This window comes from Acidovorax sp. NO-1 (assembly GCF_000238595.1).
Taxonomy (GTDB): domain Bacteria; phylum Pseudomonadota; class Gammaproteobacteria; order Burkholderiales; family Burkholderiaceae_C; genus Acidovorax.
In genome coordinates, this window is record NZ_AGTS01000045.1 from 1 (window position 1) to 16,379 (window position 16,379).

A 16,379-nucleotide genomic window follows, 5' to 3' on the forward strand; every position below is an offset into this window, starting at 1 on the left:
TTCAACTGTCCTGCGATTTGCTGGGGCGACCAGCGCTGGCGCAAGTAGTCGCGAACGATTTTGAACAAAGGTCCATCACGGCCAAGCTTGGGTTGGGGCGGGCAAAGCATCTGCGCCTGTCGCAGCGTTGCTGGGCGAACTTGGAGTTGTAGCCCTTGCCGCCCGCATTGCGTTGGCACTCTCGGCTGATGGTGCTTTTGCAGCGCCCCAGGGCACGGGCTATGGCGCTGAGGCTTTGCTTTTGCTGCAGTCCAAGGGCTATCGCATGACGTTCGCTCTGGCTCAACTGCTGGTAATTCTTCTTTGACATCTTGGCCTCAATTCTCGGTGTTGCACTTCAGAATTGAGGCCGCCAAGCGCTAGCGGCCATTTTTTGCAAATTTCAGTGGGCAATGCAACGAGCCCCATCGGCTGTGAATGAGCAGGGCCCGCCACCCCCTCGTCAAAGCACCTGCGCCTGGGCTGCGCCTACACACCCGACCAAGCCCCCGTACCGGGCTGTCCCCTAGAATCCTGCGACGCACGCTCCCGGCACCGTCGGCGCCTTGCGGTGGCGAGCCTCGCACCCAATCACCCGTGATGAGCACCCCAGCAGTTCCATGAACCAGCCCCTTTCCACCCCCTCTTCCGCCCGCCCCGTGCGCTCCCAGTACGAAGACTTCATGCGCCACGTGTTCACGCAAGGCGTGGAAAAGTCGGATCGCACAGGTACGGGCACCCGGAGCGTGTTCGGCTACCAGATGCGGTTTGACCTGAAGGAAGGATTTCCGCTGGTCACCACCAAGAAGGTGCACCTCAAATCCATCATCCAGGAACTGCTGTGGTTCCTGACGGGGTCGAGCAACAACAACTGGCTCAAGGAGCGCGGCGTCACCATCTGGGACGAGTGGGCGCGCGAGGACGGCGACCTCGGCCCTGTGTACGGCGTGCAATGGCGCAGCTGGCCCGCGCCCACCCCGGACAATCCCCGCGGGCACATCGACCAGATCAGCGACGTCATCCAGACACTCAAGACCAACCCCGACTCGCGCCGCATCATCGTCAGCGCCTGGAACGTGGCCGAGCTTTCCAAGATGGCGCTGATGCCCTGCCACGCGTTCTTCCAGTTCTACGTGGCGCCAGCGCAAGAGCCCGATGGGCGCGGCACGCTGAGCTGCCAGCTGTACCAGCGCAGCGCCGACATCTTCCTGGGCGTGCCCTTCAACATCGCCAGCTATGCGCTGCTGACGCACATGGTGGCGCAACAGTGCGACCTGGACGTGGGCGACTTCATCTGGACGGGCGGCGACTGCCACATCTACAGCAACCATCACGAGCAGGTGCAGACGCAGCTGGCGCGCACGCCCTACCCGTACCCTACGCTGCACATCAAGCGCCGTCCCGAGAGCATCTTCGACTACGAATACGAGGACTTTGAGGTGCTGGACTACCAGTGCCACCCGGCCATCAAAGCCCCTGTGGCCGTCTAAAGCCATGGACATCGCCCTCATCTACGCCCGCGCTGCCAATGGCGTCATCGGCAAGGACAACGCCATTCCCTGGCACATCCCCGAGGACATGGCGCACTTCAAACAGCTCACCCAGGGCTGCCCGGTCATCATGGGCCGCAAGACCTGGGACTCGCTGCCCCCGCGGTTCCGGCCACTGCCCGGGCGCACCAACATCGTGTTGACGCGCCAAGCCCACTGGCAGGCCGAGGGCGCGCGCCGCGCCGACAGCCTGGCCGATGCGCTGGCGCAGTGCCCGGCCGACGGCACGGTGTGGGTGATTGGCGGCGCGCAGATCTACGCCGAGGCCCTGCCCCTGGCCCAGCGCGTGGAGGTGACCGAGATTGCGCGGGACTTTGACGGCGACGCTTACGCACCCGCTCTGGGGCCGGAATGGGTGGCGACCGGGCAGAGCGCACACATCAGCGCCAGCAACGGCTTGCCCTTCCGTTTTGTGCGTTACGAACGGCGCTGAGCGGTCGGCGACCCCTGCCGTGCAACGATGCGATCACTTCTAAATTCATAGCATTTGGCGCTTACCCATAAAGCGCTGGAGGCCAAAAACATGCAAATCGCCACCTGGAATGTCAACTCCCTCACCGTCCGTCTGCCCCAGGTGCTGGCCTGGCTTGCAGCCAACCCGGTCGATGCGCTGTGCCTGCAGGAACTCAAGCTCACCGACGACAAGTTCCCGCACGACGCGTTCAAGGAAGCAGGCTATGAGGCCGTGACCTTCGGCCAAAAGACGTACAACGGCGTGGCCATCCTGAGCCGCCACCCGCTGCGCGACGTGGTGCGCAACATTCCCGGACACACGGACGAGCAGGCGCGCGTCATCGCCGCCACGATGGACACGCCCGCTGGTGAACTGCGGCTGGTGAACTGCTACTTCGTGAACGGCCAAGCCCCAGGTACCGAGAAGTTTGCCTACAAGATGCTGTGGCTCACCGCCCTTCACCGCTGGCTGCGCGAAGAGCTGCTGGCCCACCCGCGCCTGGCGCTGCTGGGCGACTTCAACGTGGCGCCCGAAGACCGCGATTCATTCGACCCGGTGGGCCTCAAGGACACCATCCACCACACGGTCGAGGAGCGCCAGCATTTTCAGGACCTGATTGCTCTGGGCCTGACCGACACCTTCCGGATGTTCGAGCAGCCCGAGAAAAGCTACTCGTGGTGGGACTACCGCATGCTCGGGTTTCAGAAAAACCGGGGGCTGCGCATCGACCACATTCTGGTCAGCGATGCGCTGCGCGCCAGCGTGACCGCCTGCACCGTAGACCGCGCCCCACGCAAGAACCCCCAGCCCAGCGACCATGCGCCCGTGGTGCTCACCATGGCGTGATGTGGGGGCGCCAAGCTGATCATCGGGTGCGAGTGGGCATGACAGATAACGCATGGCGTAAAGGAAGCAAAAAAGCTGCAAGGGGTAAACCTTGCAGCTTTTTTTATGTACCCGATCCACTACCGCATCCGTGTGCGGCGATTGGGTTAACCCGGCACGTTACGCCTTGGCAAAGGTGTCGCGCAGGGCGCGCACTTCGTCGTGGTTGCGCTGGGCGCCCTGGGCCTGGCGTTCCACCATCGCACGCACATCTGCAGGCATGGGGGTCTTGAGCGCCTTGCGGTAGCGCGCCACGGCAGCGTCTTCGCCACGCTCGCACTCTTCCAGCACAGCCTTGTCGTCACGCACCGACAGCGCCGACTTCACCGAGACCCAGCCGCGGTGCAACGCACCGGCCACCGTGCCGCCCGACGCAGGCTCGCCACCCAGGCGTCGCACTTCGTGCTCCAGCTCGCTGGCGGCGGAGGCGCATTCCTGGGCGTGGCGCTGGAAAATGCCCTTGAGCTGCACCGAATCGGCGTGCTCTGCGCAAGAAGTAAAGCCGTATTCGCCGTCGCGCGCAGATTCGAGCAAGTCGTTCAGCGCATCGACCACATCCGCGTTGTCGATAACGCCCAGTGCGCGCTCGTCGTCGACGATGCGATTCTGGGCGCGGTCCCAGGCGGCACGGGCTGCGGGGCGCGCATCCGTCCAGGGCAGACCGGCGGCGTGGCGGGCGCGCCAGTCGTCGGCCAGGCGAGGCTCGACGTCGTCAAACTCGCCCTCATAGCGGCCCACCGACGACCAGCCCAGTTCATAAGCCGGACGGTATTCGTCATAGGTGCGGCCGCCGACGTAGTAGGGTTCACGCTGGTAGCTTTCGCGCCAGTACGCATCTTCTTCGGTGGGGTTCACAGCCTCGGCCGCCGCCTTGCCCGCCAGGCCGCCTGCCACCGCGCCGGCCACGCCACCAATGGCAGCGCCCACCGGCCCGCCAACGGCACCTGCTGCAGCGCCGGCAGCGGCTCCGCCCAGTGCCGCACCCACGCCGGTACCGACGGGGTGGGCACCAGGTTCATTGGTCAAAGGGTCACGGTTGGCATCGTTGAAATCCGACATATTGCTCTCCGGTTGGTTGAAAGTGCCTTCATTGTTGAAGTCACAACCAGACCGGGAGGTCGGTGCAGGGAGGCCGTGGGCGTAGGACACGAGCCAGCGCCGAGCATCGCGAAACAAGAACCACACCGCCGAACACACGACGTGTCTGGCAGATCCACAAGCTACAAATAAAATAGCAAGTCGCGCTTATTCCACAAGGGCGGTTTCAAGTCCAAGCGCAAACGCTGTTTTATACATCATCCGGCGCATCCAGGCCCAGCTCCTGGATCTTGCGCGTGATGGTGTTGCGCCCGATGCCCAGCCGCTGCGCAGCCTCCATGCGCCGCCCATGTGTTGCCGACAGGGCCGTGCGAATGAGGCGTGACTCGAACCGCCGCGTCAACGCGTCCCACACCTCCGGCTGCCCCCCCGCGAGCAGCTTTTGCGCCTCGGATTCCAGCGCGTGCTCCCAGCTCTGCACCACCGCTGAGCCCGCGGGGGCCGCGGCACTGCCTGCCTCCGCCCCGGTCCAGGCCATTGCTGCCGTGACGGGCGAAGCGATAGAGGTAGCCTCTGAAACCGCTGCCCCAACAGGCGCCGGGGAATGGACGCCGCCCACCCATTCCGGCGCCTTAGCCGTCGCGGCGGCGGGCGCGGCCGACGCGGGCGCAGCAGGCTCCGCATGCCCCACCCGTGCGGGCGGCTGGTAGACCGGGGCTTCCAGCACTTCCGGCGGCAGGTCCTGCAGCGAAATGACCTGGGCCGGTGCCATCACCGTGAGCCAGTGGCAAATGTTCTCCAGCTGGCGCACGTTGCCCGGGAAAGCAAACTGCTCCAGCCGCGCCAGCGCCGAGTCCGCAATGCGCTTGGGCTCCACGCCCAGCTGCCGGGCGCTTTGCTGCAGGAAATAGCGGGTGAGCACCGGCACGTCTTCGTGGCGCTCGCGCAATGCAGGCAGGCGCAGGCGGATGACGTTGAGGCGGTGAAACAAGTCCTCGCGGAACCCGCCCTCCTTCACGCGCTTTTCCAGGTCCTGGTGGGTGGCTGCGATCACGCGCACATGGGCCTTCACCGCCGCGTGGCCGCCCACCCGGTAAAACTGGCCGTCCGACAGCACGCGCAAGAGGCGCGTCTGCAAGTCGAACGGCATGTCGCCGATTTCATCGAGGAACAGCGTGCCGCCCTCGGCCTGCTCGAAGCGGCCTCGCCGCTGCGTCTGCGCGCCGGTGAAGGCGCCGCGCTCGTGGCCGAAAAGTTCGCTCTCCAGCAGATCCTTGGGGATGGCCGCCGTATTGATGGCAACAAAGGGGCCGTCTGCCACGGGCGAGTGCTTGTGCAGCGCGCGCGCCACCAACTCCTTGCCCGAGCCCGACTCGCCGGTGATGAGCACGGTGACCTGGCTTTGGCTCAGGCGGCCGATGGCACGGAACACGTCCTGCATGGCGGGGGCCTGGCCCAACATCTCGGGGGTCTCGGTCTGGCGCTCTTCCGTGACTTCCTCGCGCTGGCTTTCTTCCACCGCACGGCGGATGAGCTCCACCGCCTTGGGCAGGTCAAACGGCTTGGGAAGGTATTCGAAAGCGCCGCGCTGAAAGGCCGACACGGCGCTGTCGAGGTCGGAGTACGCCGTCATGATGATGACGGGCAGGCCGGGCTGCAATTCGCGGACTTTTTCCAGCAGTTGCAGGCCCGAGCCCCCGGGCATGCGAATGTCGCTCACCAGCACCTGGGGGCCTTGGCGGGCCGGGTCGCCCGGGGCGAGGTCGGCGAGCGCGTCGAGCACCTCGCGGGGGTGCGTGAAACTGCGGGTGGGCAGGTTCTCGCGGGCCAGCGCCTTTTCAAGGACGAAGCGGATCGAGGGGTCGTCGTCTACTAACCAGATCGGCTTCATGTGTTTTCTTACCTTCCCTGTGGTTGCTTGTCAGGGACCATGTGCGCGTGTTTAAGGCAGCGGGATCAGGATGCGGAAATCGGTGCGACCCGGTACGCTGTCGCATTCGATCAACCCATGATGGCGCTGCACGAAGGTTTGTGCCAACGTGAGCCCCAGCCCTGACCCGCCGTCCCGACCCGATACCAAGGGGTAAAAAATACGCTCCTTGATCGCGTCGGGCACGCCCGGCCCGTTGTCGATGACATGCAATTCCAGTGCCAGCCGATAGCGCTGGCGACCAAACGTTACCTGTCTCGCCACACGGGTGCGCAGCGTGATCGTCGCATCGCCCTCTGCGATGCGCTCGGTCAGCGCCTGGGCTGCGTTCTGCACAATGTTCAGCAGCGCCTGGATGAGCTGGGCGCGGTCGCCACGGAACTCGGGGATCGAGGTGTCGTAGTCGCGCAGCACCTTGAGGCCCTGCGGGTATTCCACCAGCACCAGGGAGCGAACACGCTCGCACACCTCATGTATGTTGACGTCACCCACCAGGTGGGGATGCCGGTGGGGCGCGAGCAGCCGGTCCACCAGGCTTTGCAGGCGGTCGGCTTCGTGAATGATGACCTGGGTGTACTCGGTCAGCTCGCGGCTTTCAAGCTCCATCTCCAGCAGCTGCGCGGCGCCGCGAATTCCACCCAGCGGGTTCTTGATCTCGTGGGCCAGGTTGCGGATCAGCTCCTTGTTGGCCTGGGCCTGGTCGAGCAGGCGCTCCTCGCGGTCCTGCCGGGCCTGCTGCTCCAGCGGCCACAGCTCCACCAGTATTTCACCCACCTGTTCGGCATCGGCCACGCTCACATGCACGGGCACCGGGTCCTGGTGCAGGCGCTTCAGGCTGGCCTCATAGCGCAATGCGGCAAAGTCCTTGCCGCGGGCGCCCGCCAGCGCTGTCTGCAACAGCGCGGGATCGGTGAAGAAGGTAGAGAAGTCCACGCCCTCCAGCGTGCGCCGCGAAAGGCCCAGGGCGTTCTCGAGGGCGGCGTTGGCAAACTGCACGGCGCCGTCGGCGCGCAATACCGCCACCAGCGTGGACATGAGGTCGAGGGAGTTGAAGCGGCCAGCGCCGCTGGCGGGAGCTTCCGGGGTGGGAGAGGATGTCAAAAGCGCGCCAGCCAGGAGGGGTATCTGTATCAGTTCGCCGGCAGGCGCGCGATTTCCCGCTTGATGCCGGCGATGTCGCTCTCGCTGCGGGCTACGCTGGCCTTGAGCTCAGCCGTGCGCTCCAGGTAGCGCTGCGGATTGCGCAGGTCCAGTGCGTTGCGCTCCGGGGCACCGTTGTTGTATTCCTTGACCAGCTCGGCGTGGCGCGTCTCGGCCTTGCGCAGCTCGGATTCAAGAATGGCGCGCGCATCCGCATCGCGGGCCTTCTGGTCGTTGGTGTTGACACGGGGTGCGGATGGCGGCGACGCGGGTGCCGCTGTGCCACCACCCGCTGCTGGCGCAGCGGCCGCAGCCGGGCGGCTGCCCTGGACCACCGTGACGTTGCCGCCCTCCACCAGCTTGCAGCCGCGCTCCCTGGCCTGCTGGGCGTTGTTGGTGTATTCGTTGCCACAACGGTAGATGCGGTCTTGCGCCCATGCGGCGGGGGCCGTCGCGGCAATCATTAACAAGGTGGTGATGAGCGTTTTCTTCATTCGGTTTCCTGGCACTGCCCTGCAGGGGTTCAGGGGAGTATCCCCCAATCGTCACACATCGCCAATGCAACACCAGCGCCCCCCGGCAGGGCTTTGTAGACGGATGCGACAACGGTCCCATTGGTTCCACCTCGACGACAGCGCGTGCTGCGCACCATGAAAAAAGGCGGCCAAGGCCGCCTTTTGGAGGGCAAGCGCCTGCGGACAGGCGATTACAGCGAGTAATACATGTCGTATTCCACAGGGTGCACCGACATGCGAAAGCGCGTCACTTCACCCATCTTCAGGTCAATGTAGGCGTCGATCATGCTGTCGGAGAACACACCCCCCTTGGTCAGGAAGCCGCGGTCCTTGTCCAGTGCCTCCAGGGCCTGGTCCAGGCTGTGGCACACGGTAGGCACCAGCTTGTCTTCTTCGGGGGGCAGATGGTACAGATCCTTGGTGGCGGCTTCGCCAGGATGGATCTTGTTTTCCACGCCGTCCAGACCGGCCATCAGCAGTGCCGCAAAGCCCAGGTAGGGGTTCATCAGCGGATCGGGGAAGCGGGCTTCCACGCGGCGGCCCTTGGGGTTGGCCACGTAAGGGATGCGGATCGAGGCAGAACGGTTCTTGGCCGAGTAGGCCAGCTTCACCGGGGCTTCGAAGTGGGGCACCAGGCGCTTGTAGCTGTTGGTACCGGGGTTGGTGATGGCATTGAGGGCACGGGCGTGCTTGATGATGCCGCCGATGTAGTACAGGGCGAAGTCGCTCAGGCCGGCATAGCCGTCGCCAGCGAACAGGTTCTTGCCATCCTTCCATACCGACTGGTGCACGTGCATGCCCGAACCGTTGTCGCCGTGGTAGGGCTTGGGCATGAACGTTGCCGTCTTGCCGTAGGCGTTTGCCACGTTATGGATGACGTACTTTTGCAGCATGGTCCAGTCTGCGCGCTCCACCAGCGTGCTGAACTTGGTACCGATTTCGTTCTGGCCAGCGCCCGCCACTTCGTGGTGGAACACTTCGACCGGAATGCCCAGGGATTCGAGGATCAGCGACATCTCAGCGCGCATGTCCTGCGTGCTGTCCACAGGTGGCACGGGGAAATAACCACCCTTGACCGTGGGACGGTGCCCACGGTTGCCACCTTCGAGCTTGGCGCCTGTGTTCCAGGGGGCTTCGTACTCTTCAATTTCGTAGAAGGTGTTATTGGGCTCCGTGCTCCAGCGCACGCCGTCAAAGATGAAGAATTCTGGCTCGGGGCCGAAGAAGGCGGTATCCCCCAGACCGGAAGCCTTCAGGTACGCTTCGGCCCGCTTGGCCACCGAGCGCGGATCACGGTCATACGCCTTGCCATCGCTGGGTTCGATCACGTCGCAGGTCAGGATCAGCGTGGTTTCTTCAAAGAACGGATCGATGTTGGCCGAGCTTGGATCGGGGATCAGTTGCATGTCGGAGGCTTCGATACCCTTCCAGCCGGCGATCGACGAGCCGTCGAACGCATGGCCCGAAATGAACTTGTCTTCGTCAAAGTGCGAGACGGGCACCGTGGTGTGGTGCTGCTTGCCACGGGTATCGGTAAAGCGGAAGTCCACGAACTTGACTTCGTTTTCCTTCACCATCTTCATCACGTCTGCAACGGTCTTGGCCATCAGGTTCTCCTGGGTAAAGCGCTTGTTGAAAAAAGAGTTTGTAGAGACAAAAGCAGTTTGCGTGCCAGCTGGGTGCAAGAGCCGCACTATGTAGGAGCACCGTGGAGTTCAGGTTAGCTGGGCGCACCACCCATTGCACCAATAGAGTGCATGGAGTGATGAAAAACTGAGCCTCACATTTCCCGCACCAATTCCGGGCCCAAGTTTGCACCAAACTCGTGCAGCCCGGTTTTCAGCGCCGTCCACGCCGCCGGCACCAACGCTGCAGGCCCCTTGACGCCCAACTCAATGTGCCGCCCATGTTGCGGGTGATCCACACTGGGCAGGCTGAAAACCCGGATGCCGGGATGGGACAGCTCAATACGCTCCATGAGGGGTGTCAATGCAGCCTCCATGGCAGCATATACCACCACCGAATGCTCGGTTTGGGGCGTGCGGTTGAAAAAAGACGCGTAGTGATGGTCCAGCACCCATTCCACCATCGGCCAGGCCATGACGGGAAAGCCGGGCAGGAAATGCACGGACCCACCCCCACTCCCTTGGCAACTGAAGCCCGGAATCTTGTTGTATGGGTTGGGAATGATTTGCGCGCCTTCCGGAAACATCCCCATGTTGAGCCGGTGGACGTTGTCCGGCCGGTCGGGTTCATACGCCACACCCTGCTCGCGCGCAACGTCCTGCATGCGTTCACGGACCAGGGATTCAGCCTCGGGGTGCAATGCCAGCCCCCGACCCAGTGCGCGCGCTGCGCATTGGCGGGTGTGGTCATCAGGGGTGGCGCCAATGCCGCCGCACGAGAACACCACATCGCCCGACGCGAACCCGCGCTCCAGCGTGGCGGTAATGCGATCCGGGTTGTCTCCCACATAGTCGGCATAGTCCAGCGAAAGGCCGCGCGCAGACAGCAGTTCGATGACTTTGGGCATGTGTTTGTCAGAGCGCTTGCCCGAGAGGATCTCGTCGCCCACGATGATCAGGCCGAAGGAGGGGTTCATGATGCAGAGGCAGGGGTGGAGGAAGCTTCGGGGGCCGCAAGCGCTGCAGAGGGCGTGAGCCCGGTTATAGCCACGGGTTCGGCCTGTGACGCGCGCGGGGCAGGCTCCGCAGTGGTTGACGTTGCGTTGGGCCCGGTACCGGCTTCTTCACGCAAACGTTGAAGGGCGGCAAGGCAATAGTGGCTGAACCACAGCGACGAGAATGCAAAAAACCAGGGTGTAAATCCAGATCGCAAGAGGCACCAGCACGAAGAACGCGGCTGCAAACACCACGCCAGAAGCCCAGACGATGCTGGGCGCGGCCCCCAGGTAGCCACTCAGAATTCCAATCCCCAGCAAGCTGCTGCGGTGGCGGCGGAAAATTTCCTGCCGCTCGCCCTTGCTGGCGTGCTCGGCCAGCGCATCAAACACCATCACACGGTAGGTCAGCCAACCCCAGATCAGGGGAGGCAGGATGAGCACCAGCGGGGGCACCAGCCAAAGGGGTACCGACACCACCAGGGCAATCAGTGCGAGCACGGTGGAACTGAGCGACCAGGCCACGCTGGCAATGAAAGAACCACCCTTCTTGCGCTCGAGCGTCGGGAACCGCCGGTCCGCCACCAGCGCCACCAGGGCGGGTGTCATAAGCACCGCAACCACCAGCAGCGAGACCACGACCAACGCCGGAGCCACCGCCAACACCACCATCAGGGGCGCAACCACCGAGGTGACATCACCAAGCCCCCACCCCTGAAGCCAGCTCCAGAAACTGGCGAGGAACGGCGATGCATCCAGCAGCGCGCGCATGCCCTGCACCGCGCCGTCCCAATAAAAATAGCCCAGGCCCAGCGCCAGCCCCACCATCAGCAGCAATGGCAAAACGGACAGCGCCATGACGCGCGGGCGCATGCAGTAGGCAGCGGCACGCCAGAAAGAATCAAGCAGGAGTCCCATGCCGACAAGCATACCTTCTTGACTGCGCGGAGGGTCTTTCAGGCCCTGCCCACCAGCCGCAGCACGCCCCGCCACTGCTGCGACCAAAACCCCCGGCCATAGTCGCGCAAGCGCCCATCGGGCCCCGGTTCCACCTGATCGCGCACGCCCGTGGGATCAAAACGCAGTTCGAAGTTGGCGGTGCGCATCAGCATGTCCCACCAGGGGAGCAATACGCCGAAGTTGTGCCCGCCCAGCACCACGCGGTGTCTGGCGCCTTGCGCAGTGGCCGCCCTCTCCGACAAGGGTTTCATGGTCTCGTGGCCAATGCCGATGCTGTGGTGCAGGCGGTGAAAACGCGGGCTGATCCACAACCGCTCACCCCAGCGCCCAAACCACAGGCGCACATTGGCGTGCTGGAAGCTCTCGCTGAGCTGCGTGATGGCCACGATGGCAATGAACTGCCCCGGTGCCACGCCAATGAGCTGCGCCACCACCACCAGGATGGTGTCGCGCAGCACATCGTCCAGCAGATGATTGCGGTTGTCACTCCACATGGTCATCTGGCGCTGCGCATGGTGCAAGGAATGCAGGCGCCACCACCATGCAAAATGGTGCTGCCCCCGGTGAATCCAGTAATCCACGAAGTCAAACACCACCAGGTACAGCACCAGGCTGACCCAGGGGACATCGGTGAACCCAGGCCAGAGGCCGTCAAGCTGAAAGGTGCTGATGCCAGCCACCCGCAGCGTGCCGAAGAGGGAATCCATCAGCGGGTCTACCGCGAGGAAAAGGCCCAGGCGAAACAGGCCCAGCCGGTGAATCAGCGTGTAGAGAATGTCGGTACGAATCGTAGCTCGGTCGGTGACGGCCTCTACCGGCCGCCAACGCTGCAAGGGGCCAATGACTGCGACAATCACCACCAGCTGTAGCAGCCCCACCAGCACCCATCCAGCGGCCTCATAGCCACTTTCGAGCTGATTGCCCAAGCCTGCCGCAAACATCACCGGCTGCAACAGGCTCTCGAAAAGCCATTGCTGCGCCGCGTCGAACCCATTGCCTAGCCAACCCATTGCGTCTTGCTCCGTCCGTCCGTCACTCACCAAACTTGCCATTGCACCGAACTACTTGAATGAGCTGCGCGCCCTCCACCGCACTCAGCGCCCCACCAAAGGTGCGTAGTCAGGATGCTCTCGCAGCGTGCGAAAGCAGAATCCGCGCTCCTTCAACCCGACAATCATCGGCTCCAGAACAGCAGGCGCCCACGGGTCCTTGCGGGACCAGATCCCTAGGTGCGCGAGCAGGATGTCACCACTGCGCACATCCCGCAACGCCTTGTTCAGCAGCGCCGTGTTGCTGGAAATCTCGCTGGGCAACTCGTCTCCCAGGAATCCTGCTGGCGACCACCCCACATGCGCGTACCCACATGCACGGGCGCTGGCAAGCAATTGAGGCGACGTCTTTCCGCCTGGCGCGCGAAACAGCGGCAACGGTGCTTTGCCAGTCACCTGCTTCAAACGGTCGGAGGCGCGTGTGATCTCCGCACAGTAATCGCTGGCTGTCAGCACAAAATCCTGCCCGGCACGCGGCCCGGCGGAAGGCCGGACGCGAAAGGACGGGGTGTGCGCCGGTCCCATGTCCGCGCGCCAATAGGTGTGGTCCCAGGTGTGGGATGCAAACTCGTGTCCCTCTGCGGCCCGGGCCCGCCACCAGGGCGCCCAGTGGTCCCCCAAGCTGCCATCCCCTTCCTGGGTCCGCTCATTGGCAGCGAAAAACGTCACGCGCACCTGTTGGCGGGCCAGCACCTCGGCAACCAACGGCGCGACAGCCATGTGGCCGGTGTCAAACGTCAGGTAGAGCGGTTTTTTACACTGATTTTGGGCCCCGGCGCTTGATAGAAAAGCGCCAAAAGCTATAAATACTATAGCAAAAGACACTTGTCTCCCCCGGTCCCGACCATACGCAGGCGCCCGCACACCAGAACGCATCAGCGGGGAGCGTGCTGCAGCGTCCATACGCCATGGGGAGATTTGCCCACAGTCACCTGTCGCACGACCTTCTTGGCCACCGTGTCGACCACGGACAGCTTGCGCGCCCAGCGGGAACTCACATAGATGAAGCGACCGTCGGCCGAAACCTCCATGCAGTCGGGCCCCCCGGGGACGGGGTAAGCATCGACCACTTCCTGGGTGGTCATATCGATCTTGCTGATGGAGTTGGCCACCCGGTTGCTCACATACAGGTGGCGCCCATCGCCCGCTGCGCGAAATGCGTGGGCACCGTTGCCCGTTCTGATTTTCTTGATGCTCACGGGCTCGCGTCCCGATACATCAAACACTTCCACGCTGTCGCTACCGGTCAGGCCCACAAACAGGCGCTTGTCATCGGCGCTGCCATACAAGTCGGCGGGCATCGCACCCGTCTTGGTGCGCCACTTGATTTTCTGAGTGGCGATATCGATGGCCACGAGCTCATCACTGTCCTGCATGGTGGAATACACCGTTGTGCTGCGGCTGTCGATCCACAAGTGGCTGGGCGTGCGCGAGGTCGCCACCCGCTGGACGAGCGTCAGCTCCTTGCCGTCCCATCGGTAGAAATCCACGTGGTTCAGCCGGTTTGCTGCAGTGATGAACCACTTCATGTCGGGCGAAAACCGCAGGTGATAGGGGTCCACAATCCCCCGCAGAGTGCGTTGAACCTGCGCGGTGCGAGGATCGAGAAACGTCAGCGTGTCCGCCAAGGCATTGGCCACAATGATCGACTTCTCATCCGGCGTGAGATACAGATGGTGAGGCTCTTTGCCCGTCGGAATGCGCGCCGTTTCTGTCCAGGCCACAGGGTCAATGACACTGACACTGGCCTCCAGGGAGTTCAGAACAAACAGTGGTGGCGCGGCTGCCAATACCCATCCCGTCGAGACCCACAGCCAAGCCACGACAGCGCACGTACGTGCAAACCGAGAAATCTTCACAGCACCACTTTCAACAGAGACTAAGAGTGTAGCTGTGCAGCCGGAACACACCCGGCCGGAGGTACGTAACAGTGCTGAACCGCCCCGGGTTTGAACTGCCCCCCAGAAGTTAGACAAACTTCAAGGGGTTACATGAAGAAGTACAAAACGGAGTTCAAGCTGGAAGTGGTCCAAAGCTTCTTGGCTGGCGAAGGCGGCGCGAAGCTCTTGGCTCGGCGGTGGTCGGTTCCCGAGGAGAAGGTTCGCACATGGGTGAGCCACTACCGCTTGCACGGCATTGGCGGGTTGCGACCCAAGCGCAGCACATACAGTGCGCAGTTCAAGCTACAGGTGCTGTCCCACCAGGACCGCGAACAGCTATCAAGCCGCCAAGTTGCGGCGATCTATGACATCCGCAATCCCAACCAAGTCGTGGTCTGGCGACGCAAGCTCGATGAAGGCGGCGTGGAGGCCATCGGTATCAGGGAGCCAGAGCACCCCAGTATGAAGAAAGAACGACGCTGCCCAGCGCCACCAAGTACGGCCATCACCGATTCGGCGCAGGCCCTGCGCGAAGAGAACGAGCGACTGCGCGCGGAGGTGGCCTACCTAAAAAAATTGCAAGCCTTGATCCGGTCAAAGAGATCAGCTGCGCCGACAAAGCGCGCCTGATTGCCGGGTTGAGGCAGCAACATAAATTGGCGGACCTACTGCAGGTAGCAGGCTTGGCGCGCAGTACGTTCTATTACCAGTGCCACGCGGCCCAGCGAATGAGCCCACAGAGCGCCATGGAGCCCAGGATCCGGGCCGTCTATGACGAGCACAAGGGCCGCTACGGATATAGAAGAATTACGGCAGCACTGTGCAATTCAATGGCGGAACCGGTCAACCACAAGTGCGTTCAGCGTCTGATGCAAAAGATGGGGCTGCGCGCGGTGATCCGGGCGAAGAAGCGCTCCCGACAGGTCCCAGGCATAAGCGATGCGCACGTGCCGAACGTCCTGGAGCGCGACTTCTGCGCGGCCGCGCCAAACCAGAAGTGGGTGATAGATGTCACCGAGTTCAATGTGAAAGGCCAAAAACTCTATCTGTCAGCCTGTATGGACCTATACAACGGGGAGATCATCGCGCACCAAATGGCAAGGCGTCCCGTCTTCGAGCTGGTTTCCAGCACACTGCGGGCAGCGCTTTCGCGGACCGCGTGCACTGCGGAACTGATCGTTCACTCGGATCAAGGCTGGCACTACAAGATGCAACCCTATCGAGTGATGCTTGCGCAGCGTGGAGTCAAGCAAAGCATGAGCCGTAAGGGCAACTGCTTTGACAACGCGGCAATTGAGAGCTTCTTCGGCACCCTGAAGGCCGAGTACTTCCATCTTGCAGCACCCAACAGCATTGATGCGCTCGAAGCAGGCGTACATGATTACGTCAATTACTACAACCACGAGCGCATCAAGCTCAGATTGAACGGGCTCAGCCCGGTGGGATACCGGCTGAGAAACACCGCCTAGTTGGCGGGATGGCAACCGTCCAACTTCTGTGGGTCAGTTCAAACCCGAGGCGGTTCAAAATCCCTTTTGCTTTCAGATGGCCGCTCAGGAAGAGCGGGTCAGCAAGTCCAGATCATCCTCATCCAGCCATTTCCATTCACCGGGCATCAGGGTTGTGGGCAATTCCAATGCGCCAATCCGAGATCGGTGCAATCCCTCTACCCGATTTCCGACCGCAGCAAGCATACGCTTGACCTGGTGGTACTTTCCTTCAGTGAGGGTCAGATCCAATCGGTGGCTCGCAGTTTGCACACATGCTGCCGCTTTCACTGGTTTCGGATCGTCGTCCAACACCACCCCCTCCAACAAACTCGAAATTTGCTTTTCGTCCACCGGATGTTTGGTCGTGACCTGGTACAGCTTGGGCACATGCTTTTTAGGAGAGCTCATGCGGTGAATGAATTGCCCATCGTCACTCAGCAACAGCAGTCCGGTGGTGTCCTGGTCCAGCCGTCCCACGGCCTGCACCCCCTGCACAGCACTTTTTGTAGGACGCTGGCGCAGTGGCGGCGGTAAGAGCGTGTAAATGCTCGGGTAGGTGGATGGCTTCTGAGAACACTCCGTTCCAGCGGGCTTGTGTAGCAGCACGTAGGCTTTGGCGTGGAATGGCCATTCAACACCCTGCACACACAGCATCAGTTCTTGGGGCTCAAAGTCAGCGGTAGCATCCGTGCATAGAACCTGCTCGGCACTAGCGGACGATGCATTACGCACAGAAACCCACCCCTGCTGAATCAGCCCCGCACAGACGCGACGGGTACCAAAGCCTTGGGAATACAGGATGTCTTGTAATTGCATGGTCAATACCGGCTTAAGCGTGCCGAGCACAGATTTATTGTTGCCCCGCAAAGCAAAAAACCCCAGTCGACGA

Annotated in this window: 14 protein-coding genes and 2 pseudogenes; 4 read left to right on the forward strand and 12 right to left on the reverse strand. The window is 62.7% G+C overall.

The features are described from left to right. Positions 1–310 (reverse strand): annotated as a pseudogene (locus KYG_RS23580) (transposase); the annotation flags it as partial. Between the two features lie 289 nt (positions 311–599). On the opposite strand from KYG_RS23580, the gene KYG_RS04355 reads away from it, so the two are divergent. From KYG_RS04355 to xth, 3 genes are all read left to right on the forward strand, one after another. Then, positions 600–1,469, forward strand: a complete 870-nt coding sequence (locus KYG_RS04355) for a thymidylate synthase (protein ID WP_008903619.1) — start codon at positions 600–602, stop codon at positions 1,467–1,469. Between the two features lie 4 nt (positions 1,470–1,473). Beyond that, on the forward strand, positions 1,474–1,962 hold the full coding sequence (locus KYG_RS04360; RefSeq protein ID WP_008903620.1) for a dihydrofolate reductase: 489 nt from the start codon (positions 1,474–1,476) through the stop codon (positions 1,960–1,962). Between the two features lie 90 nt (positions 1,963–2,052). Continuing rightward, positions 2,053–2,829 carry an exodeoxyribonuclease III gene (gene xth, locus KYG_RS04365; protein ID WP_008903621.1) on the forward strand — a complete coding sequence of 259 codons (777 nt, stop codon included), beginning with the start codon at positions 2,053–2,055 and terminating at the stop codon, positions 2,827–2,829. Between the two features lie 159 nt (positions 2,830–2,988). On the opposite strand, the gene KYG_RS04370 is transcribed toward xth, so the two are convergent. From KYG_RS04370 to KYG_RS04415, 10 genes and pseudogenes are all read right to left on the reverse strand, one after another. Further along, positions 2,989–3,927, reverse strand: a complete 939-nt coding sequence (locus tag KYG_RS04370) for a PA2169 family four-helix-bundle protein (RefSeq protein ID WP_008903622.1) — start codon at positions 3,925–3,927, stop codon at positions 2,989–2,991. A gap of 229 nt (positions 3,928–4,156) precedes the next feature. After that, the gene (gene ntrC, locus KYG_RS04375) at positions 4,157–5,797 is read right to left on the reverse strand and encodes a nitrogen regulation protein NR(I) (protein ID WP_008903623.1); all 1,641 of its coding nucleotides are present in this window, start codon (positions 5,795–5,797) and stop codon (positions 4,157–4,159) included. 51 nt (positions 5,798–5,848) lie between these two features. Continuing rightward, complete coding sequence (gene glnL, locus KYG_RS04380) at positions 5,849–6,871, reverse strand: nitrogen regulation protein NR(II) (protein ID WP_008903624.1); 1,023 nt, start codon at positions 6,869–6,871, stop codon at positions 5,849–5,851. A gap of 95 nt (positions 6,872–6,966) precedes the next feature. Beyond that, positions 6,967–7,470 carry a hypothetical protein gene (locus KYG_RS04385; RefSeq protein WP_008903625.1) on the reverse strand — a complete coding sequence of 168 codons (504 nt, stop codon included), beginning with the start codon at positions 7,468–7,470 and terminating at the stop codon, positions 6,967–6,969. 212 nt (positions 7,471–7,682) lie between these two features. Next, positions 7,683–9,098, reverse strand: coding sequence for a type I glutamate--ammonia ligase (gene glnA / locus KYG_RS04390; protein WP_008903626.1), 1,416 nt, complete (start codon positions 9,096–9,098; stop codon positions 7,683–7,685). 173 nt (positions 9,099–9,271) lie between these two features. Beyond that, positions 9,272–10,093: a molybdopterin-binding protein gene (locus KYG_RS04395; RefSeq protein WP_008903627.1), complete on the reverse strand. Its 822-nt coding sequence runs from the start codon at positions 10,091–10,093 to the stop codon at positions 9,272–9,274. Next, positions 10,090–11,029: pseudogene (locus KYG_RS04400) on the reverse strand (EI24 domain-containing protein). Before KYG_RS04400 ends, KYG_RS04395 begins: the two are co-directional and overlap by 4 nt. Before the next feature lie 38 nt (positions 11,030–11,067). Beyond that, positions 11,068–12,081, reverse strand: a complete 1,014-nt coding sequence (locus KYG_RS04405) for a sterol desaturase family protein (protein ID WP_008903629.1) — start codon at positions 12,079–12,081, stop codon at positions 11,068–11,070. 84 nt (positions 12,082–12,165) lie between these two features. Further along, on the reverse strand, positions 12,166–12,996 hold the full coding sequence (locus KYG_RS04410; protein WP_085942497.1) for a polysaccharide deacetylase family protein: 831 nt from the start codon (positions 12,994–12,996) through the stop codon (positions 12,166–12,168). Beyond that, positions 12,996–13,979, reverse strand: coding sequence for a beta-propeller fold lactonase family protein (locus KYG_RS04415; RefSeq protein WP_034693135.1), 984 nt, complete (start codon positions 13,977–13,979; stop codon positions 12,996–12,998). The genes KYG_RS04410 and KYG_RS04415 overlap by 1 nt, the downstream gene beginning before the upstream one ends. Before the next feature lie 132 nt (positions 13,980–14,111). Here KYG_RS04415 and KYG_RS23585 point away from each other — a divergent pair. Further along, positions 14,112–15,469, forward strand: a protein-coding gene (locus tag KYG_RS23585; protein ID WP_085942498.1) for an IS3 family transposase whose coding sequence is annotated in 2 segments (ribosomal slippage) — positions 14,112–14,609 and positions 14,612–15,469 — 1,356 coding nt in all. Because the reading frame shifts where the segments join, the coding sequence is not laid out codon by codon here. Positions 15,470–15,553: 84 nt separating this feature from the next. On the opposite strand, the gene KYG_RS04430 is transcribed toward KYG_RS23585, so the two are convergent. Beyond that, the gene (locus tag KYG_RS04430; RefSeq protein WP_034693140.1) at positions 15,554–16,306 is read right to left on the reverse strand and encodes a 16S rRNA pseudouridine(516) synthase; all 753 of its coding nucleotides are present in this window, start codon (positions 16,304–16,306) and stop codon (positions 15,554–15,556) included. Positions 16,307–16,379 lie beyond the last annotated feature (73 nt).